Origin of the sequence: Pseudomonas sp. PD9R (assembly GCF_019200975.1) — a bacterium.
Classification (GTDB): domain Bacteria; phylum Pseudomonadota; class Gammaproteobacteria; order Pseudomonadales; family Pseudomonadaceae; genus Aquipseudomonas.
Genome location: NZ_JAHTMR010000008.1, coordinates 232,183 through 255,332 on the forward strand (window position 1 = coordinate 232,183; position 23,150 = coordinate 255,332).

The 23,150-nt window shown below is 60.9% G+C and carries 15 protein-coding genes and 1 pseudogene; 12 read left to right on the forward strand and 4 right to left on the reverse strand.

Annotated elements, in window-relative coordinates:
- Positions 1–163: 163 nt before the first annotated feature.
- Genes KUF73_RS17690 through KUF73_RS17740 form a run of 11 tightly spaced genes read left to right on the forward strand, consistent with a single transcriptional unit; the run spans position 164 to position 16,548 of the window.
- Entirely contained in the window at positions 164–1,528 is a 1,365-nt protein-coding gene (locus tag KUF73_RS17690) for an SrfA family protein (RefSeq protein ID WP_218439344.1), read from the forward strand.
- Positions 1,529–1,545: 17 nt separating this feature from the next.
- Positions 1,546–4,611, forward strand: coding sequence for a virulence factor SrfB (locus KUF73_RS17695; RefSeq protein ID WP_218439345.1), 3,066 nt, complete (start codon positions 1,546–1,548; stop codon positions 4,609–4,611).
- The gene (locus KUF73_RS17700) at positions 4,608–7,328 is read left to right on the forward strand and encodes a putative virulence factor (protein ID WP_218439346.1); all 2,721 of its coding nucleotides are present in this window, start codon (positions 4,608–4,610) and stop codon (positions 7,326–7,328) included. Before KUF73_RS17695 ends, KUF73_RS17700 begins: the two co-directional genes overlap by 4 nt.
- 3 nt (positions 7,329–7,331) lie before the next feature.
- Positions 7,332–8,348: a hypothetical protein gene (locus KUF73_RS17705; RefSeq protein WP_218439347.1), complete on the forward strand. Its 1,017-nt coding sequence runs from the start codon at positions 7,332–7,334 to the stop codon at positions 8,346–8,348.
- On the forward strand, positions 8,345–10,345 hold the full coding sequence (locus KUF73_RS17710; protein WP_256345659.1) for a vWA domain-containing protein: 2,001 nt from the start codon (positions 8,345–8,347) through the stop codon (positions 10,343–10,345). The genes KUF73_RS17705 and KUF73_RS17710 overlap by 4 nt, the downstream gene beginning before the upstream one ends.
- A gap of 10 nt (positions 10,346–10,355) precedes the next feature.
- On the forward strand, positions 10,356–11,075 hold the full coding sequence (locus KUF73_RS17715) for an ABC transporter ATP-binding protein (RefSeq protein WP_218439348.1): 720 nt from the start codon (positions 10,356–10,358) through the stop codon (positions 11,073–11,075).
- The gene (locus KUF73_RS17720; protein ID WP_218439349.1) at positions 11,059–12,282 is read left to right on the forward strand and encodes an ABC transporter permease; all 1,224 of its coding nucleotides are present in this window, start codon (positions 11,059–11,061) and stop codon (positions 12,280–12,282) included. The genes KUF73_RS17715 and KUF73_RS17720 overlap by 17 nt, the downstream gene beginning before the upstream one ends.
- The gene (locus KUF73_RS17725) at positions 12,272–13,816 is read left to right on the forward strand and encodes an SUMF1/EgtB/PvdO family nonheme iron enzyme (RefSeq protein WP_218439350.1); all 1,545 of its coding nucleotides are present in this window, start codon (positions 12,272–12,274) and stop codon (positions 13,814–13,816) included. The genes KUF73_RS17720 and KUF73_RS17725 overlap by 11 nt, the downstream gene beginning before the upstream one ends.
- A gap of 34 nt (positions 13,817–13,850) precedes the next feature.
- Positions 13,851–14,582 (forward strand): hypothetical protein, encoded by a 732-nt coding sequence (locus tag KUF73_RS17730; RefSeq protein ID WP_218439351.1) that lies wholly within the window; start codon positions 13,851–13,853, stop codon positions 14,580–14,582.
- Positions 14,583–14,586: 4 nt separating this feature from the next.
- Positions 14,587–15,093, forward strand: coding sequence for a hypothetical protein (locus KUF73_RS17735; RefSeq protein WP_218439352.1), 507 nt, complete (start codon positions 14,587–14,589; stop codon positions 15,091–15,093).
- A 60-nt stretch (positions 15,094–15,153) separates the two neighbouring features.
- A complete protein-coding gene (locus KUF73_RS17740) occupies positions 15,154–16,548 on the forward strand; it encodes a VWA domain-containing protein (RefSeq protein WP_218439353.1) in 1,395 nt (464 codons plus the stop codon).
- 111 nt (positions 16,549–16,659) lie between these two features.
- Here the strand turns inward: KUF73_RS17740 and KUF73_RS31805 are convergent, their stop codons facing one another.
- From KUF73_RS31805 to KUF73_RS17750, 3 genes and pseudogenes are all read right to left on the reverse strand, one after another.
- The gene (locus KUF73_RS31805; RefSeq protein ID WP_371135509.1) at positions 16,660–17,520 is read right to left on the reverse strand and encodes a methyl-accepting chemotaxis protein; all 861 of its coding nucleotides are present in this window, start codon (positions 17,518–17,520) and stop codon (positions 16,660–16,662) included.
- Positions 17,521–17,562: 42 nt separating this feature from the next.
- Positions 17,563–18,636: pseudogene (locus tag KUF73_RS31810) on the reverse strand (Cache 3/Cache 2 fusion domain-containing protein); the annotation flags it as partial.
- A gap of 184 nt (positions 18,637–18,820) precedes the next feature.
- Positions 18,821–19,741 carry a LysR substrate-binding domain-containing protein gene (locus KUF73_RS17750; RefSeq protein ID WP_218439355.1) on the reverse strand — a complete coding sequence of 307 codons (921 nt, stop codon included), beginning with the start codon at positions 19,739–19,741 and terminating at the stop codon, positions 18,821–18,823.
- A gap of 158 nt (positions 19,742–19,899) precedes the next feature.
- Here KUF73_RS17750 and KUF73_RS17755 point away from each other — a divergent pair, with 158 nt between their 5' ends.
- Positions 19,900–21,297: a NorM family multidrug efflux MATE transporter gene (locus KUF73_RS17755; RefSeq protein ID WP_218439382.1), complete on the forward strand. Its 1,398-nt coding sequence runs from the start codon at positions 19,900–19,902 to the stop codon at positions 21,295–21,297.
- A 78-nt stretch (positions 21,298–21,375) separates the two neighbouring features.
- Here the strand turns inward: KUF73_RS17755 and KUF73_RS17760 are convergent, their stop codons facing one another.
- Positions 21,376–23,046: a bifunctional diguanylate cyclase/phosphodiesterase gene (locus KUF73_RS17760; RefSeq protein ID WP_218439356.1), complete on the reverse strand. Its 1,671-nt coding sequence runs from the start codon at positions 23,044–23,046 to the stop codon at positions 21,376–21,378.
- Between the last annotated feature and the right edge of the window lie 104 nt (positions 23,047–23,150).

The following is a 23,150-nucleotide window of genomic DNA, read 5'->3' on the forward strand; positions in this document are numbered from 1 at the left end:
CCGACTTCAGGCAGCCTTCGCTTTTGTGGACTAGGATCAAATGTTTTTGGTCGATTGGCTGATTGACGGCGACATCATAATGACATTAAGGTCGCCAGCTAAATGCAGGAGCAAGCACAGACATGTTGTCTGTCATTTTGCGCAATGATCATATGGAGTATGAATGCGCGGGGCACTATTACGCAGCGGCAAGAGCGGGTCATTCACTGCCCTGGGCGAAACAGGTCAACCGGTCTACCGGGCAGCCCTGCAATTGCGCGAAGCCATTCGTCGCAAGAACCCCGAGATGGTCGATCATCTGGCCATTCCGCAAAGCGATGAACTCGGCAATCAGATCGACTGGTACAGCGGCCTCGACGGCGATGTCATCCCGTGGAGCAGCGCAACCGAAGAAGAGCGCGCCCCCGCCCGTCGTCAACTGGAAGGCTTGAAGACCGCGCTCGATGAGCTGAGCCTGCGCTTCCTCGGCACCGACCCGGCAGAACAGCAGCAAGGCGACAAAGCCGTATTCGGCAAGTTGCTCAAGCGGGTCATTCATTTCCCCGACGAAAACTTCGTCTATCTGGTTCAAGGCAAACCGGTGCTGACCTTCTGGGGTTTCGAGCACGCCGGTGCCGACCGCAATCGCGACCCGCTGCAGTGCCTTTATCAAGTCCCCGTCGCGCCCGCGCCCACCCCGCCTCCCGTGATGGAGGCACCAAGGGTTGCACCTGTCGCGGCAGCGATCGCTCGCCCATGGTGGCGTCGCTGGTGGTGGCTGTTGCTCCTGCCGTTGCTATTGCTGTTGTTGTTGCTGTTGCTCGGCCTGCGCGGCTGCATCCCGATTCCGACGGGGGCAGTGAACCTGCTCCCGGAAGGCATGGTGCCGGTAGGGCATCAGCAGGATGAAACTCAGCTGACGGGCCACGTAGCGACGCTCAATGGAGTGCCCGTGACCGGGACGCTCGTGGGCACCTCCACTGGCAATGCCGTGACGGGCGCGCCGGATGCAGAGTCAGCGGCAGCCGAAGGCCAGGACACCGGCGCACCGGGGGCCGAACCGGCCCAGGTTCCGGAAGCCAAAGCCCCTGCCACCCCACCCGAAGCCAACAACGAACCCTCCGCGGCCCCGCCACAGGAGGCGAAAAACCCGGCGTCGGCAAATGCCAGCCCAGGCCCGGCATTGAGCATCCCGCCGGATGCAGCCGACGGCGCTGCTGACTTCCTCAACGGTCAGTACCGCGCCGGTGCCGGCATTCAGGACCGCAAGACTGGCAAACCGTTGCGCCTTGAATATCAGTTCGAGGACGGCAAAGGCCAAGTGACTGTGCGCCAGGCCAACGGTGTCAATTGCACCGGTCCGGTGGCCGCCGCCATGAAGGGCGGCAGCCTCGCAATCGATAGCAAGGGCCAGGCCGTCTGCGGCGATGGCAGCACCTACGACATGCCCAAGATCGACTGCCGCAAGGGCGCGACCACGGTCGCGGACTGCACCGGCGGTTACGGAAAAGATCACTTCCCCATGTCCATGCGGCAAATGGGCGAATAAGACTGGAATAAGCCGACATGTTGCCTGAAGTCACCCAATTCGAAGATACCGTCACCCTCGTCAGTGACACCGGCATCCAGTTCATGGATTTCGCCCTGCGCCTGGATCCTCGCAAGGAACCGGCAGGCGAGTTCGCTCCGATGATCAGTGGGCTGATCTGCCGCCTGCAGTACAACGAAGAGAAAGACTTCTACTTCTACGAACCCGAGCCGGAAAAGATCGAAAAGGCTCGCCCGGCCTTCAGCGTCGACCTGAAAAGCAGCCTGGAGCTGCTCGACGGCATCTGGCTGCCGACGCCCTTTTTCCGCTTCATGCCACCTCATCGTTTTGATGACGGCCCGACCAACTGGTCGCGCATGCGCCTTGTGAAACTGGCGGCAGCGGACATCGACGGCAATACCCACCGCCTGACCATGGCGTTCGACAGCCGCGTGATGCCCAAGCGCGAGGGCACCGCGTACCTGGCGCCGAACGAAGAAGACATCAGCTCCGGCGTCTCTTTCAAACTGGCGACCAAGGCCAGCGAAACCCGTTGGTTCCTGGCCCAGCCCTGGGTCAACGAATGGCTGCTGGAGGTGTTCAACGAGGGCAACGCCCACCGCTCACGCGAAGAGCTGGACATCGACATCCGCGCCAATCATCACTTGGCGCACTATCTCAACCTCCTCAGCCTGTTGAGCACCCCCTCGGTCGCCGAGCAGTCGTCTGCGCGGCCGAAGGTCGAAATCCCCGAACTCAAAGTGGTCGCCAACGACAGCAATGGCTTGGTCAAACCGATTCCGGTGGACCTGGTACTGGACGTCGGCAACTCACGCACCTGCGGCATTCTGATCGAGAACCATGGTCAGGCCGGCTCAGGGCTGAAACAGAATTACGTGCTGGAACTGCGCGACCTGATCACGCCGGAGCACACCTACAACCTGCCGTTCGAAAGCCGCGTGGAGTTCGCCCAGGCGTATTTCGGCAAGGACCACTGCTCGGTCAAGAGCGGTCGCCACGATGCGTTCCAATGGGCAACGATTGCCCGTGTCGGCAACGAAGCCAGTCGTCTGGCCAGTCGTCGTCGCGGCACCGAAGGTTCCACCGGGCTGTCCAGCCCGAAACGATATCTGTGGGATGAAAACCCCTACGGTCATGGCTGGCGTTTTAACTGCTCGTACATCAAGACCGACAACGAGCCGTATGCCACCGCCGCGCCGTTTTCGCACCTGATCAACGAAACCGGCGAAGCGCTCTACAGCCTTGAGGAAGATGACCGTCTGCCGGTGTTCATGCCGCGTTACTCGCGCAGCTCGCTGATGACCTTTATGCTCGCCGAAGTGCTGGCCCAGGCGCTGTCGCAAATCAACAGCCCGGCCCAGCGTTCGCGTCAGGGTCATACCCGCGTGCCGCGCCAGCTCAACAGCATCACCCTGACCGTGCCACCGGGCATGCCTCAGGCTGAACGCAGCATCCTTAACAAACGCATGCTGCAAGCCATCGGCCTGGTGTGGAAAAGTCTCGGCTGGCATTCAGGTGAGGAAGACCCGCATCAAGAGCAGGCCCATCGCCCACGCACGCCGATCCCGAGCATCCGCGTCGAATGGGACGAAGCCTCCTGCGGCCAGTTGGTGTACCTGTACACCGAGGTCAACGAGAACTTCGCCGGTCACCCGGAAGAGTTTTTCGACACCATCGCCCGGCCGGACAAGACCGATCGCGAACGCATCACCCTGGCGACCATCGATATCGGCGGTGGCACGACGGACCTGGTGATCACTGACTATCGCCTCGACCGCGCCGGCAACACTGGCACCGGCAGTAACGTGCACATCGTGCCCGAACAGCGATTCCGCGACGGTTTCAAAGTGGCGGGTGATGACATCCTGCTGGACATCATTCAGGACTTCATCCTGCCGAGCTTCGAGAAAGCATTGCAGGGCGCCGGGGTAAAGGCGCCGGTGTCGCTGATGTCGCGGTTGTGCGGTGACGAATCGGTCAGCGCCCAGGACATGATTCTGCGTCAGCAACTGAACCTGCAGGTTTTCACCCCGTTGGGTCTGGCGCTGCTCAAGGCCTACGAGCATTACGACCCGCAAGTCCCGCAGGAAGTCAGTGGCCACAGCTACCGTCAATTACTGGGCGACAAGGCGATCAGCCAGACCGTGCTCGACTACGTCAACGCCGCCGTGCGCCGCGACGTCGGCGGCCAGTGCGACTTCGATCTGTACGAATCGCAGATTGGCTTCGACCTGCAAAAACTGCACGCGGCGTTCCTCAACGATCAGATCAACATTACCAAAATCCTCGGCGCACTCTGTGAAGTGGTCGCCCACTACCCGTGCGATGTCTTGCTGCTGACCGGCCGGCCTTCGCGCCTGCCCGGCATCCAGGCGTTCATCCGCAAGGTACTGCCGCTGCCACCGGGACGCATCCTGGCGTTGCAGAACTACCGAACCGGCGGCTGGTATCCGTTCCACAAGAACGGCCGCATCGACGACCCGAAAAGCACCGCTTCGGTCGGCGCCATGCTCTGCCTCTTGTGCGCCAACCACAGCGTGCCGAACTTCTATTTCCGCTCCTCGGCGCTCAAGCCTTATTCGACGGTCAAGCACATCGGCGTCATCGACCTTAACAACGTGATAAAGGATGCCGATGTGCTGTACCGCGACATCCAGTCCGAAGACTACAAAATCAAGTTGCCGGAAATCGGCACGGGTGATGGTGCCGACACGCCGCAGCTGGAAATGCGCGGTGACCTGCGACTGGGCTTCCGTCAGCTGGCCGCCGATCGCTGGGCCGCTTCGCCGCTGTACACCTTGCGTTTCACCCCGGCGGGCCGGGAGAAATTCTCCCGCGCGGTCGGTGAAAACGGTGCGGCGCCGCTGCTCAAGGTGCGCTTCGAAGTCAAACCGGCGGACAAGTACACCCGCAAACAGGATCTGGTCAGCGACCGCCTCTCGGTGCGTGACATCGAGTCCAACAGCAACAACGTCAACTTCAACCCGCGCAGCGACCTCGAGCTGGAACTCAACACCATGCTCGACGCCGGCCTGAGCGAGACCAAGTACTGGCTCGACAGTGGAAGTGTGAAACGCAAATGAACAACCTGACCCCCGAACAAAATCAGCTCTCCGCCAGTTGGGCCGCTGTTTATGAAGGTGCCGGTCAGGCGCTGGAGTGGATCGGCCAGACCCGCGGCAACGCGCCGCGTCTGGACAGCGAAGCCGATAACCTGAACATCCGCCTGCACCGCGCGCGCAACCTGGCTCACAGCCTCGGCCGCGTGGCTTGCACGCCGATGACCATCGGCTTTTTCGGTCTGTCCCAGGCAGGCAAGTCCTACCTGATTTCCGCGTTGGCGGCCGGTCAGAACGGCAAGTTGGAAACCCAATTCGGCAACCGGCGCCTCGACTTCATCAAGCACATCAACCCGGTGGGTAACGGCAAGGAAGCCACCGGTCTGGTGACGCGCTTCAGTCGTCGTGCAGAGCCGAGCCCGGACGCAAACTTTCCGGTGCAACTTACGCTGTTCAAAGAAATCGAACTGGCGAAAATCTTCACCAATTCCTGGTTCAAGGACTTTGATCTTGAGCGCATGGATTACCAGATCGACGAAGAGCGCATACAGCGCGCGCTCAAGCCGTTCGAAGGACGCGAGAACGGGCCACTGCAATCAGGTGTCAACGCCGACGACATCGTGTCGTTGTGGGATTACGTGCGCGAGACGGCTCCCAACTCAGTCAAAAAACTTGAGCACGGCTACTGGCCCAAGGTATTGCAACTGGCGCCCCGCCTGAGTGCTCAGGAACGCGCCGAGCTGTTTTGCATTCTCTGGGGTGAACAACGCGAGCTGACCCGGGCTTATCAGCAATTGGCCGGGGCCCTGCACAAGTTAGGCCTGCCCGAGAAGGTGTTTGCTCCGGTGCATGCGCTGGTGCGCTTTGAAGAAAACGGCACCGCTATCCAGCGTGACAACATCATGAACGTCGATATTCTCGAGCGTTTTGGCACGCCAAACGACGGTCCGATAGACGTTCGCCCATTGATTGACGGGCACTTGCACAACAGCCAGAGCATTACCGTCGCACAGCTCGCAGCGCTGACAGCGGAAATGACCTTCGGGCTGATCGAAGCGCCGGCAGATGACATCGTCAATCAGGTCGACCTGCTGGATTTTCCAGGTTATCGCGGACGCAAGAGTCTGCTGAGTATCGCCGACTCAAACGACCCGGCTTCCAGCAACAAGGAAAACTCGGTTTCGCAATTGATTTTGCGCGGCAAGGTGGCCTACTTGTTCGAGCGCTACACCGACTGCCAAGAGATGAACGCCTTGGTCGTTTGTACCGGCTCCACCAAACAGAGCGACGTCAACGACGTTGGCCCGGTGCTGTCTCGATGGATCAACAAGACTCAGGGAAGCACCGCGCAGGAACGCCGCAAGCGTGCCGCTGGCCTGATCTGGGCGTTGACCATGCTGGACATGCGCATAACCGGTGCCTTGGACCAGTCACCCGACCAATACGATGAAGGTTGGAGCGGCATGGTCAAACTGACGATGCTCGAACGCTTCGGTGGCTTGCCGTGGATGGAGGACTGGGACGGTGCGCCATTCCAGAACACGTTCATGGTGCGCAAACCGCGCCTGACTACCGCATTTATTCAGTTGGATCAAAACGGCTCTGAAGTTGGCATTAACCCCGACTTTCAAGCGCGGATCGATGGCATGGGCAAGAGCTTTGCCAGCAATAGTTTTGTCTGCCAGCACGTTAAAGACCCAGCAATGGCCTGGCAGGAAATGCTTCGTATCGATGACGGCGGCATCAGTCATTTCAGCGGCAGTTTCAAAGGCGTGGCCAACATTGAGTTCAAGTTGCAGCGTATCCGCGAACAGCTCAACGAATGCATCGAAAGCCTGACCACCCATGGTCTCAGCACTTGGTATCACGCCGACGGTGACGGCGCCGCGGCGGTCAAAAAAGCCCAGGCGCAGATGATTTTGTCAGGCCTGGGCCGTCGTCCTGCCGTGCTGGGAGAGTTTATCGATCAGCTCGACATGCCGAGCGAAGAAGTGCGCGACCTGTACCTCAGCGGCGTGTACGAAACCGATGACGTACCGGACGCCAGCGAAGAGGCCGTCGCCCCGACACCAAGCCAGAGTCTGTACGGCAACGACGCCGGCTTCGATTTTGATTTCGGCGACGACTCAAGCCACGACAGCGCCCTGGCCAGCAGTGCCAAAACCAACATCCCGGCGCCGGAACTGCAAAGCAATGAACACCGCTTCGCCAAGGCCGCCTTCAAAGCCTGGATCGCTCATTTGCGCGACCTGACCACCCGGCAAAACCTGCTCAATCTGTTGGGTCTGGAAAAACCGTTGCTTGAAGCGGTAGTCGACGAGTTGATCACCGCCGGCTACCGCCAGGACCTTCCGGGCCAACTGAGCCGCGCAGTGCTCAAACGTGCGCAAAGCGGCGCGCGGCGCGATCAACTGGTCGAACGCCAGGTGCTGGAAGTGCAACGGGTGCTGCGCGATTTCGTGTCCTGGTTCGGCTATATCCAGAAACCGCTCAGCGAACGTCCGAATAGCCGTGCCGGTGCCAAGTTACCGCTGTTTTCGTTCTACACCGACATCGGTCCGGGACAAGTGCCGGTGCTGCCAGCGCAACCGGCGAATCAGGCACAACTGTTTCTCGGCGACTGGCTCTCGGGCCTGGCCTACATCACGCTGGACAACGCCGGCCACGGTGCCGGTCGTGAAATCACCCCTGAACAGAACGAACGGCTGGGCCAAGTGCTCACAGCCTTCACAGCGAGATAAGCAATGCCAATTCGTGTCGACCTGCTCGCGTTAGAGCCCAATGTGCCTGGCCAGGCGTGCCTTACCGTGAAGAAATGGCAGGGTGGCGAGCAACAGCTTGAGTTTTCCATCCAGCGTAACCAGGACGGTTTCTACCTCCAGGATCAACAGGTATGGAGCAATAATCCGTTCTGGTTCAAGGTCGCGCGCTTCAGCGTCACGGCCAGTGGCGAAGCCCTCGAAACCCAGGTCGGCCCGGAAGTGGTCGACCCGCTGCTGGAAGGCAGCGCCAGCTCTCAATTTCTGTTCGAACTGCGTGAACAAAGCCTTGGGCACGCCGACAAGGGCGTGGTGCGGCCAGGTGCCGGGGTGCTGCCGTCCACGGCCGGTGGCCAGACACGCTCGACTTACGGTGCCGCCGAACTGACGGCACCGAGCGTACCGGCACCGGAAATCCCGGAACTGCCAGAGCTGATACTGCCAACCGTCGAGCCGGAACCAGAACTGGAATCTGTATCGATCGAGCCCGCCTATACCCCTGCCTCGGTACCGGTAAAGAAAAGCAACAAAGGCCTGATTGGCCTGGCGGTTGTCTTGCTGTTGCTGGTGGCCGCGGCGGCCGGGTTCTGGTTTCTCAAACGCACACCGACGCCGGTCCCGACCGTCGCAGCCGCCGCACCGGCCAGTGCCGACGCCCAGGCCTGCACTCTTGAGAGCATGAACAGCGTGCCCGAGCTGACCTTCGTCCAGACCTGCATCAAGGCTGCGCCCGACAGCGCCAAGCTGCTGGAAATCATCAACGAAGCCAAGGCCGGCAAACATTGCGGTGTCGCTCAACGCCTGTACGCCAACCGTGCCCAGGCTGGCGATGCATTGATTGCCAACGCCTATGCCCGCGAGTACGACCCCAAGTACCTGAAGGCTAGCGATTGCTTCCCGACCCCAGACAACGCCACTGCCGCGTACTGGTATGAAACCATCCTCACCCAGGACCCGAACAACGCCGAAGCCAAGCAGCGTTTCGAGGAGTTGCAGAAGTGAAGCGCTCGCCCCTGTCCTTGAGTCGCTTCCTGTTGAGCGGCGCCGCACTGCTGGCACTGTGTATCAGCCCGCTGTCCCAGGCTGAAGACAAACCGCTGATCCAGGCTGGCAAGAAAACCCTGTTCCAGCGAGTGCTGACCACGCCCGGCTGCCATATCAGCCCAAGCGCGGGCGCCGCCGCCGGCGAAGCCCAACCGATCTTCAGCCGCTTCTACGTGTACGAGCGCGCTCAGGCCGGCAACGCCGAATGGCTGAAAGTCGGCCCGGACAGCTACGGCAAGACCATCGGCTGGTTGCCGGCCAGTTGCACCACCGACTGGAAGATGCAACTGACCCTGGCCTTCACCAACCCGGCCAACCGCGACCGCCTGTTGTTCTTCAAGGAACGCGCCACAGTCGAAGGCATCCTCGACGCGCCGGATCCGGTCAGCAAAGTAGCCCCGCTGCGGGCCACGTTGAAGAAAGGCCAGCAAGCCCCCGGCGTGCTGGCCCAAGAGCCGGAATACTTCGTCGACCTGCAAAAGCAGTTTTACCTGCTGCCGGTACTGAGCGGCGAAGAGGTCATGACCGAAGGTGGATTCCGCACGCGTCTGCTCAATGTCGCCTCGGTCAGCAAGCCAGACGCCGAGGCAGCCAAGGGCACCGCGGCGGGTGGCACTGCCGGCGGTAAAGAGCCTGGCGACAATGCGGCCAGCCAACTCAAGGAATTCAGTGCGGCGGTGGTATTTGTCATCGACTCGACCATTTCCATGGACCCGTACATCGACCGTACCCGTGAAGCGATCCGCAAGGTTTACCAGCAGATCGAATCGCAAAACCTCGGCAAGCAGGTCAAGTTCGGCCTGGTCGCGTTCCGCTCCAACACGCAGGCAGTGCCGGGGCTTGAATACACCACCAAGATGTACGCCGACCCGACCCAGGTGAAGGACAGCGCCGACTTCCTCGCCAAGGTTGCCGATCTCAAGCAGGCCAAGGTATCGAGCAGCAGCTTCGATGAAGATGCCTATGCCGGTGTCATGCACAGCATCGACAAGGTCGACTGGAGCCAGTTTGGCGCACGTTATGTGGTGCTGATCACCGATGCCGGCGCCATTGAAGGCGACGACAAACTGTCGAAAACCGGTTTGAGCGCCTCGCAGGTCCGCCTCGAAGCCGCCAACCCCGGCGTGGCGATTTACACCCTGCACTTGAAGACTCCCGCCGGGATCAAGGACCACGCCAAGGCCGAAGCGCAATACCAGAACCTCTCGACCTACCCGGGCACCAACACTTCTCTGTATTACCCGGTGAATGCCGGCGACGTTCAGGAGTTCGGGCGCAAGGTCGATGCCCTGGCCACGGCCATTACGTCACAGGTGAAAGCCGCCTACATGGGCGAAGACGCCATTGGCAGTGCACTTAACGCCAAGCAGGACCCGTCCGAGAAAAAGATGCTCGAAGACGCGGCGCTGATCGGCCACGCCATGCAACTGGCCTACCTGGGGGAGAAAACCAACAGCAAGGTGCCGCCGGTGTTCAAGGCATGGATCACTGATCGCGACCTGATCAAACAGAACATACCGACCACCGATGTGCGGGTGCTGTTGACCAAGTCCCAGCTCAGCGACCTGAGCGACGTCATGAAGCAAATTCTCGACGCCGCCAACGAAGGACTGATTTCGCCAACGGAAATGTTCGATCGCCTGCGTTCGGTCGCGGCCACCATGGGTGCCGATCCCAATCAGCTCAAGCAGAACGGCAACGCCAAACTGGCGGACATGGGGGTGCTAGGCGAATACCTCGAAGACCTGCCGTATCAGAGCGAAGTGCTGAACCTGGATGAAGAAACCTGGAAGAGCTGGGATGGCCTCGCCCAGGAGAAATTCATTCGCACGCTCAATACCAAACTGCGGCATTACCAGCGTTACAACGCTGACGTCGACCGTTGGGTGGCTTTAGCCAAGGACAGCGATGCGCGGGACAACGTGTACCCCGTGCCACTGGAAATGATGCCTTAACGAGACGCTCATGCTCGACATCAACAACTTGCTGGTGCGCCGTGGTGAAGGCGCACAGGCTCATCACGTGCGTCTGCCTAATTTGCAGGTGGCGGCCGGAGAAATCCTGGCCATCACCGGCGAAAGCGGCAGCGGCAAAAGTACCTTGCTCGAAGCCATCGGCCTGCTGCTCGCGCCGGTTGAACTCGGGCGCTTCCGCCTGGGCCTGCCGCCCGCAGGGGCGACTGCGCAGATGCTGGACATCGGCCAGTTGCTGACCCGCGATGACCAGCCTGCGCTGGCGGCGGTCCGCTCGCGGCACCTGGGCTTCATTTTGCAAAGCGGTGGGCTGCTGCCGTTCCTGACCGTGCGCGACAACATCAACCTGCCCCGCCGCCTGCTCGGCATGTCACCTCACAGCGAGCATGTCGATCACGCGGTCGAGGTGCTACGCCTGCAAGGGTTGCTGGAAAAACAACCACAAGCCCTGTCGATCGGCGAGCGCCAGCGCGTTGCCTGTGTCCGGGCCATCGCCCACGAACCGCTGTTGTTGCTGGCCGACGAGCCCACCGCTGCGCTCGATCCCCACAGCGCGCGGCGTCTGTTCGAATTGTTGCTGAGCCTGGTTTCAAACCTGGGACTGAGCGCGCTGGTGGTGTCCCACGATTGGGCGCTGTTGAAGGACTTCGGCCTGCCGCGCCTCGGTGCGATCAGCCGTCAGGGAGAGACACTGTTTGAACCCATGGATTAACCGCTTGCGCCTGCTGGGCACACTGGCGCTGCAAGACCTCTGGCACGACCGCAAGGTCTCGCTGTGCATCGCTGCATCGCTGGTGGCGGTCATTGCGCCGCTTTTGCTGCTGTTCGGCCTCAAGCACGGCGTGGTCAGCCAGTTGCAGGATGAACTGCTGCGTGACCCGCGAAACCTCGAAGTGAAAATGCTCAGCAACGGCAACTATGACAGTGCCTGGATCGAGCGTTTGCGCCAGCGTCCGGAAACCGGTTTTGCCCTCGGCCAGACCCGCTCGCTCAACACCCAGGCCGACCTGCTGATTGGCATGCAGCGCTTCGTCGAAGGCGCGGAAATCATTGCCACCGAACCCGGCGATCCGCAACTGAACCTGCCGCAGCTCAATCCTGTGGGCAATCAAGTGATCCTCAGCGCCCGCGCCGCACAACGTTTGCAGGCCAAGGCCGGTGATCGCGTGCAATTGCGCGTATTGCGTCGTCTGGAAGGCGCCAACGAGCGCGGCGAAACGACCCTCACCGTGTTGGCCGTCCTGGATGGTGCGCGTTTCGGGCGCGCCGCCGGATTTGTCGCACCGCCCTTGCTGCTGGACCTGGAGCGCTTTCGCGACGGCTACCTGGTCAGCGCGTTCGGCATCACCACCGGTAAACCCCAGGGCGATTTGCAGCCGCTGTACGCCCGCGCCCGGGTCTACGCGCGGGACATCGATCAGGTTGCGCCGTTGGAGCACTGGCTCAACGACCAGCACATCGAAACCTCAAGCCGACTGGCTGATATCGACAACGTCAAAGCGATCAACCATGTGTTGGGCCTGATCTTCGGGGTCATCGCCCTCGCCGCGTTGATCGGCTGCGTGGCCTCGATGGTCGGTGCGTTCCTGGCCAATATCGACCGCAAGCGCAAAAGCCTGGCGGTTCTGCGGTTGCTGGGCTTCAAGCGCACGGCCGTGGCCGGTTTCGTGGTCGTGCAAGCGCTGACGCTGAGCCTGGTCGGCTACCTCGGCGGGCTGGGTTTCTACGCCGTCGGCAGCCATCTGTTCGACCGCTTGCTGGGCAGCAGCCAGGCAACCGGCACCTTTGTTTGCCACATCACGATCTGGCACGGCATCGCCGCCCTGCTCCTGACCTTTCTGGTCGCTGCGCTGGTGGCCGTCATCGGCGCCGTGCGCGCCATCAACATCCAACCTGCGGAGAGTCTGCGTGAGCTATAAACGTTTCGGCTTGCTATTGCCCCTGAGCCTTGGCTACCTGCTCGACGCCTCGGCAGCCGGCTGGGAAGAGAAGTATTACAACCCGATGCCCGAGGCCAGTGACGTTGTATTGCCCATGCCCTGCGAAGGCTCGATGGTGTTTCGCAAGGTGTTCATTCCGGTTGCGGGGCCGCTGGACGACTACCCGATCAACATCGGCCAGGACGGCGCGGAGTACGGCTACGTCGAGCAGACCCGCCCCACGTTCATCGCCGGCAGTTTCACCGGCGCAAAAAACGATAAATCCCGTTACTACCTGATGGCCAAGTACGAGATGAGTCAATTGCAGTACACCGCATTGACTGAAGAGACCTGCCCCACAGTCGCCACCAAAATGCGCCTGCCGCAAGTGGCCGTGAGCTGGGTGCAAGCAGTCGAGGCCGCCGACAAGTACAACCTGTGGCTGCGCAAGAACGCTGCGGACAAGCTGCCCAAGGAAGACGGGGCATCAGGTTTCCTGCGCCTGCCGACCGAGGTTGAATGGGAGTTCGCCGCTCGCGGTGGCCTGGAAGTCGGTGCCGCGGAGTTCCGTGATACCCGTTATCCGATGCCCGAGGGCATCAACGCCTACGAGTGGTTCGCCGGGGCGCAGTCGTCCAACGGCAAGGTGCAGTTGACCGGCCTGCAAAAGCCCAATCCGCTTGGCTTGCACGACATGCTGGGCAACGTCGATGAAATGATGTTCGAGCCGTTCCGCCTGAACAAACTCGACCGTCAGCACGGCCAGGCCGGTGGCTACGTGGTCCGCGGCGGCAACTACCTGACGGCCCAGGCTGACCTGCGCACCGCGCTGCGCAAAGAAGAGCCGTATTACAACGCTGAAGGCCAGGTAAAAAACAAAACCACCGGCCTGCGCCTGGTTCTGGTCTCACCGACCCTGACCTCCCGCGACCGCGTGGCCAGCATTGAAAGCAGCTGGAAGAAACTCGGCACCGGCAGCAAGGAAGCGGGAGCGGCGGAACAAGGCACCGTTCAATCGCTGAACAGCCTGGCCTCGGGGGTCGAAGACAAAGCCCTCAAGGAAAAACTCCAGGCGCTGGAAAACCAGTTGCGTGCCAGCAACCAGCAGCAGGAAGAAACCCGCGATCAGGCGATCCGCGCCAGCCTCAACCTGGGTGCATTCCTCTGCACCAAGATGCTCGACGACGGCCAGTACGTGGATTTCCTGCAAAAGAACTACAAGCTCAATTGCGAAAGCGCAGACAAAGACGCCAGTTGTGACATGCGCAAAGGCAAGCTCGACGAACAGAAGGATCGCCTGCACAAACTCAGCCGTTACTACGCCAGCAGCCTGGTGGAATCGGCCACCTTGTACGGCCAGCCACTGCTTGAAACGCAAGTCCCGGTGATGGAAGAAATCATCACTCGCAACAAACAGCTGCAAGACCTCAAACCCTATTTGCGCACCCATTGGGCCAATCAGAAGGCCTTCCTGCAAAAGCAGAAGATCGACACTGAGGCCTGGCTGTCGAGCTGCAAAACCGTCACTCAATAACCAGACAACAACACCGCTAACAAGGAGTTTCACCATGTCTCGCAGCCTTTGGACTCGCTTCAAGCTACAAATCGTCTTCGTCCTGACTGGCAGCCTGTTGCTGACCGGTTGCGCCAGCACCGGCAGTTCAATGCTGGGCGGCAGCGATGGCGCCGACCCGCGCCTGACCCAAGGCAATGATGCACAGTTCTTCAGCAAGTCCGGTTACCAGGCCTGCGCCGTTGGTGCCGGCGTCGGCATCCTCAGCTGTGCGCTGTCCAATAGCAGCAACAAAGCCGTGTGCGCCATCGCCGCCGGTATTACCGCGTGCGGCGTGGCCATGGGCGCGAACTACTACCTGGATCAGCGTCGCAGTGAATACGCCGACACCACCACCCGTTTGCAGAAGATCAACAGCGACGTCGAACAACACACGCAGGAAGTCATCACTCGCACCGCTACCGCTCAACGAGTGATCAGTGATGATCAGGCGGAAATCGCCAAGATCAAACAGGATATCGCCAGCAAGAAGGTCGACAAGACCCAGGCCCAAGCTCAAATCATCCAGATCGACAAAAACATCACACTCCTGCGCAAAGAGCTCGGCAACATGCGTACCACCGTTACGGAGTACACCAAGGTAGCCGATGCCGAACGCGCACAAGGCACTAGCGCCGAGATCAAACAAGTGGACATGAACATTCTGAAAATGAACGAGAAAGTCGCCACCCTGCAAAAGGAAGTCGACGGTCTGTACAGTCAGCGCTCCGCAATTACCCTGGGTTAAGCACATGACTCTGAAACAGCTGGCGGTCCTCACCGCTCTCCTGGCCCTGAGCGGCTGCGCGACGAAACCAGGCGAGTGCGATGCGACCAATCGCGACAGCAGCATGCTGACCAAGATGAACTGCGATTACTCCGGTGGTTACAGTGATCAGGTCAAACAGAAGGAGCTGGCCCTGACCGCTTCCCGTCAGGAAAACGCAATGTTCCTGCAGGTGTACGAGAACATTCAGGCCCAGCAGCTCAGTACCAAGACCGACCTGGCCAGCCAGCAGAAATCCCAGGCGGCGCTTAACCAGTCGCTGGGGCAGTTACTGACCTCGCTGAAGGCCCGGCGCGGCAATGAAACCCAGATTCAGAAGCAGATTGCCGGCCTCGAACAGCAGCTCAATGCCTCACAGGCAACGCCAACGACCAAGGCTTCACCCGCGACGCTGGCAGCCAAGCAAGAGCAGCTGAAGGCGTTGCAGAAGAAGGTCAATCAGTTGCAATTCAGCCTCGGTTACGAAGAGTAATGTTCACCCCGCAGGCATCCCCATGGATGCCTGCTCTTTTTCAGGAATTCAGGAATCGTCATGCAGCGGGTCATCAGGGATGCGCAAGCCACACCGGAGGGGATGAGTGCGCTGCAAGCCAAAGTCGCCCTCATCCAGAAACACTTTCCGGCCACCGTCGCCAGTCTCTTCGCCGTCCCCCGCATGGGCAGCGGCGATGTGCTGGAATGGTGGACCGAGCTCGGTGGCCAGCCCACGCCCTACGTTGACCTCAACGAGGACGCCCAACGACGGTTGCTGCAAACCTATGAAGTGCGTCAGCAGTCCCTGGGACAGCTGGCGGACGAACTGCAAAAACGCGGTCAGACCTCGGCCGCTGACGACTTGCGCAGCCTGCTCGGCGATCCCGAGCTGGACAAACTGTACAGCCTCAACGGCGAACCATTGGTGGTGCGTTGGCATCAGCGTCCGCCCAAGCCTGTGCCGCCGGTAATACCGGTCGCTCCGGTTGTGCCGCCGTCACGTCGCGGGTGGTGGATTGCGGCAGCGCTGCTTGCGTTGTTGCTTCTGCTGCTGGCGCTCCTGGCCTGGTGGTATCTGCACCGGGAAAAACCTTCTGCGGTCGAACCCGTGGCGCCCGTGGTCGCACCGATTGAGATACCGGCAGAGCCTGCCCCTGAGCCGGTGTTGGAGCCGGAACCAGAACCGGAGCCTGAACCAGAGCCCGCGCCAGCCCCGGAACCCAAGCCGGTCCCACCACCGAAACCGGTCGTGGCCGCCCCGCCACCGGCGCCGACGCTGGACAATTTCGCCTGCCGCAAAAAAGCGCCGAACGCGGTGGTTCCACAGTTCGTCGTGGTGCTCGATACCTCCGGCTCGATGGAGATGAACATCAAGTCTGTGAAGGCCGACGAGGATTGGTTCTTCGGCAATGAACTGAACAAGTACCTGGACGTGTCACGCGCACAACGGATCTTCACCAAGCCGAGCCGTATGGACGTGGCCACTGATTCACTGGAGGGCATGATCAAGGGCCTCGATCCGAAGATCGACACCCGCCTGATCACCTTCGCGGGCTGCCAGAGCACGCCGGATCAGGGCGTGTTCAAGTTCGCTGACCGGCAGCGGTTGATCAACGGAATCCGTGGTCTGCAGCCCAATGAAGGCACACCACTGGCCGACAGCCTGGCCAAAGCGGCAAGCACCGTCGACGGGCGCAACAACGATGCGGTCATCGTGATGTTCGTGGACGGGGAAGATGGTTGCCAGAAAGACGTCTGCGCCGTGTCCCGGCAAATTGCCCATCAACAGCCGCGCTTGCGGGTCAACGTGGTCAACATCGGCACCGGTGGAACATCACGCTGCATTGCTGAAAATACCGGTGGCCGGGTTTACAGCAGCACGGATGCAGCAGAGCTGGGCAAGCAGTTGAAACTGGCGAGCAACGAAGTGTCGAGCAACGCCAAGTGCAACTGATCATCGGCCCTGCGTATTAGCTCAGCCCCTTCGCGGGCAGCCTCGCGCCTACTGATTCACCTTGAACCTGGAGGAGCGAGGCTTGCCCGCGAAGGCGATTTCAGCCGGTTATCAACGAAACCGGTCAACCTCGGAACGCAGATCCGCCGCCAGCTTCTCCAGCTCTTTCGCGGTCACCGCCAGGTTCGACACCACTTCACGCTGCTCGCTGTTCGCCAGCGCGATGCTTTGCAGGTTGCTGCTGAGCAAGGTCGCGGTGCTGCTCTGCTCCTGGGTCGCGGTGGTGATCGCGGCGAACTGCTGACCGGCCGAACGGCTCTGTTCATCGATCCTCGCCAGTGCCGAAGCGACATTGGCATTACGTGACAAGCCTTCCTGCATCAGCACGTTACCTTGCTCCATGGTGCTGATGGCATTGCCGGTTTCCTGCTGGATGCTTTGAATCATGCCGGAGATTTCGTCAGTCGCCTGACGGGTGCGGGACGCCAGGTTGCGCACTTCATCCGCCACCACGGCAAAGCCTCGACCCTGCTCACCGGCGCGGGCGGCTTCGATCGCGGCGTTCAGCGCCAACAGGTTGGTCTGCTCGGCAATCGAGGTAATCACACCGACGATGCCGCCGATTTCCTGGGAGCGCTGACCCAAGGTGTTGATCACTGTCGCGGTGCTGTTCAGCGCACCGGCGATTTGCTCCAGCGACGAGGACGCTTCGTCCATCGACGTACGACCAATCTGCGTTTGTTGGGCGTTTTCCTGGGCCAGACGCTGGGTGCTGCCCATGTTGTCGGCAATGTTCAGGGATGTAGCGCTGAACTCTTCCACAGCGCCAGCCATGCTGGTGATTTCGCCCGATTGCTGCTCCATCCCTTCATAAGCACCGCCGGACAAACCAGACAAGGCCTGTGCACGGCTGTTGACCTCCATCGAAGCGGTGCGGATGTGCTCGACCATGGTCGACAAGGCCTGACTCATCTGGTTGAACGCACGGGCCAGTTGACCGATTTCGTCATTACTCGACACGCTCAGGCGCACGCTCAAATCACCGGCACCCAACGCTTCGGCCTGCCGCACCAGATCACCCAGCGGCGCCAGTTTGCTGCGCAACAACCAGACCGCCGAGCCCACGGCGATCAACATCGCCAACAAGCTGCCGATGGCCAACTGGAAACCGACGCTCCAGGTCACGGCGCTGATTTCGGTTTTCGGCATGCTCGCTACCACCGACCACGGCCCGCCTTCGAAAGGCACGGCAATGCTGTAGAAATCTTCGGACTTATCGCTCCAGAACTGGCCTTTGCCCGGCGTCTTGGCCAGGGACACGATGTTCGGGATGGCCTGATCCAGTGCTTGCACACCCGCAATCGGTACCAGCCATTTGCTCTGCTCATCCAGCAACGCCAGGGAACCGGTCTGGCCAATACGGAAACGCGAGAGGTTTTCGAACTGGGCCTTCTGCGCGTCGGTGTAATCGAAGCCTACGAACAACACGGCGATCACCTTGCCGCTGCTATCCCGAACAGGCGTGTACTGCGTCATGTAGAAACGGTCGAAGAGCAATGCACGTCCGACGTAACTCTGCCCCGCCATCAACCGTGCATAGGCGGGGTTGGCGTGATCCAGCAGCGTGCCGATGGCCCGGCTGCCGTCCTGCTTGCTCAGGGAAGTGCTGACCCGGATAAAGTCTTCGCCGCTGCGCACAAACACCGTGGCCACGCCTGCGGTCATCTGTTTGAACTCGTCGACTTCCTTGAAATTGTTGTTCAGCACCTCACTGCCCAGGTGCAGACCCGGCGTCTGTGTGCCTGCCACGGCCACCGGTTCATCCGGGTGCACGCTCAGACCGGCACTGAAACGCTTTTCGAACAGACCGGCCAGGCGTTGGGTACTTTCACGCAACGTGCCGTGGAAGGTGCTCAACTGATCGGCCAGCAACCGGGCTTCACTGGCCAGATGCTCTTCGCGGGTAGCCAGGTTGGCGGTGTCCAGCGAACGCAGGGCGAACACGGTACTGCCGCTGATGACAATCGCCAGAATCACGGCGAGCGCAAGACCAAGCTGTGAGGCGATCCGGGCACGAGGTTGAGACATGACAGCTCCTGGCCGAGCCGCCGGATCATCCTGATCTCAGCGCACACTCAGCAAAATTTCTAATAATGGGAAAAGCGTCGAACCTGCACGAAGGTTCCATGTGAAATATTCGGCGGCAAACGGGAATACTTGAGCAGCGGGACAGGATAAGACTCAAGGCCGCCATTGCAGCGGCTCCATCGTTTCAGCTCAGGTGCTCGACATCCGGCAATTCCATCGCGCGGACTTCACTTTGCAGGAAGTCGCTGAGCCGACGCATACGCTCGCCGCCGGGGCGGGTTTTCGGCCAGACCAGGTAATATTTTTCGCCGCTGGCGACGGCGGTTGGCCACGGCAAACTCAGACGGCCCTGCGCCACATCCTCCGCCACCATCAGCAGATCGCCCATGGACACGCCATAACCTCGGGCCGCCGCAATCATGCCCAGCTCCAGCGTATCGAACACCTGCCCGCCCTTGAGCGACACCTGCTCGGTCAGGCCCATGCGCTCCAGCCAATTGCGCCAGTCGCGCCGGTCCGGTGTCGGGTGCAGCAGTTCGGTGTTGATCAATCGCGCCAAATCCCAAGGCTGATCGTTCAGCAAGTTGGGTGCGCCCACCGGGATCAATTCCTCGGGGAACAGGAAACTCGCTTCCCAGTCCGGTGGGAAATGGCCGTTGCTCAACAGCACCGCGCAGTCGAAGGGCTCGTCATTGAAGTCCACGGAGTCGATGTCCATCCAGGCACTGGTCAATTGCACCTCGTTGCCCGGCTGCAAATGGCGGAAACGGCTGAGACGCGCCAGCAACCAGCGCATGGTCAGGGTCGACGGGGCTTTCATGCGCAGGATGTCGTCTTCGGCGCGCAAGGTATTGCAGGCCCGCTCCAGCGCGGTAAAGCCTTCGCGAATACCCGGTAACAACAACCGCGCCGATTCGGTGAGTTGCAGATTGCGGCCACTGCGATGAAACAAGCGGCAGGCAAAATGCTCTTCGAGCGTACGAATATGCCGACTGACCGCACTTTGCGTGATCGACAGCTCTTCAGCTGCCCGCGTGAACGAACTATGTCGCGCCGCCGCTTCGAATGCGCGCAGGGCATACAAGGGAGGAAGACGACGTGACATTGGGAAAGCTCCTATAGCGGGATTCGGCCACCCTAGCAGAAACGCTCCAGCATGAGTTTGAATCATGCCATCCATCCTTTTTATCCCTTTGTGCAATCCCCGCAGAGCGCCGAGAATCGTCGCTTTCCTGTTCACTCTGACCATCGAGCGTGATGACCATGCAGCATCCAGCGCGTATTGAACTCTGGGCCATCCTGCGGCTGGCGGGGCCGTTGATTGCCTCGCAGTTGGCGCACATGTTGATGGTCCTCACCGACACGCTGATGATGGCGCGCTTGAGCCCTGAGGCACTGGCTGGCGGCGGACTTGGTGCGGCGACGTATTCGTTCGTGTCGATTTTCTGCATCGGCGTGATCGCGGCAGTCGGCACCCTGGTGGCGATCCGTCAGGGTGCCGGCGACATCACCGGCGCGACCCGGCTGACCCAGGCCGGGCTGTGGCTGGCGTGGTTGATGGCGTTGGTGGCGGGTTTGTTGCTGTGGAACCTCAAACCGGTGTTGCTGCTGTTCGGCCAGACCGAAAGTAACGTCCACGCCGCCGGGCAATTCCTGGTGTTCCTGCCGTTCGCCCTGCCCGGCTACCTCAGCTTCATGGCCCTGCGTGGTTTCACCAGCGCCATCGGCCGCGCAACACCGGTGATGGTCATCAGCCTCGGCGGAACGGTGGCCAACTTCCTGCTCAACTATGCGTTGATCACCGGCATGTTCGGCCTGCCGAAGCTGGGATTGGTGGGCATCGGCCTGGTCACGGCGATTGTTGCCAACCTGATGGCGCTGGCGCTGGCGTGGCACATTCGCCGGCACCCGGCTTATGACGCTTATCCACTGCGTCAGGGTTTGTCGCGGCTCAACCGTCAGTACCTGAAGGAACTGTGGCGCCTGGGCCTGCCGATTGGCGGCACCTACGCAGTGGAAGTCGGCCTGTTTGCCTTCGCGGCGCTGTGCATGGGCACCATGGGCAGTACGCAACTGGGCGCACACCAGATCGCCCTGCAAATCGTCTCGGTGGCATTCATGGTGCCGGCGGGGATTTCCTATGCGATCACCATGCGCATCGGCCAGCACTACGGCGCCGGGCAACTGCTGGATGCGCGGCTGGCCGGGCGGGTCGGCATCGCTTTTGGTGCGGCGGCGATGCTGTGCTTTGCGATGGTGTTCTGGTTGCTGCCGAATCAGTTGATCGGCCTGTTTCTGGATCACAACGACCCGGCGTTTCGCGACGTGATCAACCTGGCCGTGAGCCTGCTCGCGGTGGCGGCATGGTTCGAACTGTTCGATGGCACGCAAACCATCGCCATGGGCTGCATTCGCGGGCTCAAGGATGCCAAGACCACGTTCCTGGTCGGTCTGGGTTGCTATTGGCTGATTGGCGCGCCGGCGGCGTGGTGGATGGCGTTCCACTTGCACTGGGGGCCGACGGGCGTCTGGTGGGGCTTGGCGCTGGGATTGGCGTGCGCGGCGGTGAGCCTGACGCTGGCGTTTGAATGGAAAATGAAGCGGATGATTCGGCGGGAGCCTTCAACGCAAGGCGGTTTTCGGGTGATACAGCCGGATTGAGATCAAAAGATCGCAGCCTGCAGCAGCTCCTACAGGGTTGCATATTTCCATGTAGGAGCTGCTGCAGGCTGCGATCTTTTAAATGGCCTCGACGAAACTTTGTTGGGCCGAGCCAAACGTCAGATATTCCACCAAATCCGCCAACGGCAATGGCTTGCTGATCAAATATCCCTGCACCTGATCACAGTCAAACCCACGCAAAAGATCCAGCTGCTCCGGCGTTTCAACGCCCTCGGCGACGACTTCGAGGTTGAGGTTGTGCGCCAGGTTGATCATCGCGTGGACCAGTTTGCGGTTCTCTTCGCGTTGCTCCATACCGCCGACGAAGCTCTTGTCGATCTTCAGCAAGGTGATCGGCAGGCTGTTGAGGTGCACGAAGGATGAGAAGCCGGTGCCGAAGTCGTCGAGGGAGAAGCGCACACCCAGACGCCCGAGCGCATCCATGGTCTGCTTGACCAGATCGCTGCGGCGCATGACCGCGGTTTCGGTCAGTTCAAATTCCAGCCATTGCGCCTCGACGCCGCGCTCGGCAATCAGCCGGCTCAGGGTCGACAGCAATTGGCTGTCCTGGAACTGCCGAAACGACAGGTTGATCGCCATGTGCAATGGCGGCAGGCCCAGTTCGAGCAACGCCTGCATGTCTCGCAGGGCCCGGGATATGACCCAGTAACCTAGCGGCACGATCAAGCCACTTTGCTCGGCCAGCGGCACGAATTCGCTCGGTGGCAGCAAACCGCGCTCAGCATGGCGCCAGCGCACCAAGGCTTCGAGGCCGACGATTTGCCCGTCCTCAAGGTTCAGGCGTGGCTGGTAATGCAGTTCCAGCTCATCGCGACGCAACGCCCGGCGCAACTCGCTTTCGAGGTCAGCGATGCTGCGGGCATTGCGGTTGATGCGCTCGTTGAAAATGTGAAAGGTGCAGCCTTGAGTGCTCTTGGCTTGCTGCATGGCGATGTGCGCGTGCCACATCAGCGGGTCGGCACCGGCCTGGGCGCGGGCGTGGGCGATGCCCAGGCTGGAGCCGATCAACAGGCTTTCGCCATCGACCCAATAAGGCTCGGCCAGCGCTTCGGTGATGCGTTCGGCCATCCATTCGGCGCGCTGAGGGGCGCGGCGGGTGTCGATCAGCAAGGCGAATTCGTCGCTGCCCAGCCGTGCCAGCTGGTCGCCCGCTTCAAGCTGACTTTTGAGACGCGCAACCACTTGCAGGATCAAACGGTCGCCGGCCTGGTGGCCAAGGGCATCGTTGGCGTAACGGAAGTTATCGAGGTCGAGGTGACCCAGCGCCAGGCCACGCCCTTCGTTTTCGGCCAAACGCGCGGTCAGCAACGTCTGAAAGCCCTGGCGATTGGCAATGCCGGTCAACGGGTCTTGCTCGGCCAGGCGCTGCAGCGTGGTTTCCAGTACGCCGCGCTCACGCACATGCCGCAGGCACCGGCGCAGCATGCCCGGGTCGAGATGGTCGCGTACCAGCCAGTCGCTCACGCCATCAGGCGGGACCAGTGGTTCATGCTCAAGCAACAACACCGTCGGCAGACTGCAACGGCCAGGCGCCGGCTGAAGTGCCGGGATCGTCAACAACACCGCACTGCGGTTGTCATCGAACAGACTGCTGACCGACTCCCAACTCGGCGCGCTGATGAGCACGGCCGAGCTCCCCATCGGAGCCAGACACTCGCGCAACAACGCTGCCCACGCTGGCTCTTCGGCCAGTAGCAGCAAACGCAAGGGTTCGACAGGCGTAGACAAGCTAGCTCCCTAGACTCTGCAAAGATGTAGGCGACGGGCATTATGCCGTGCCGATAACTAATGACCAATGACATCAGTTATCAAACGAGGCTTTTGTATCCGGA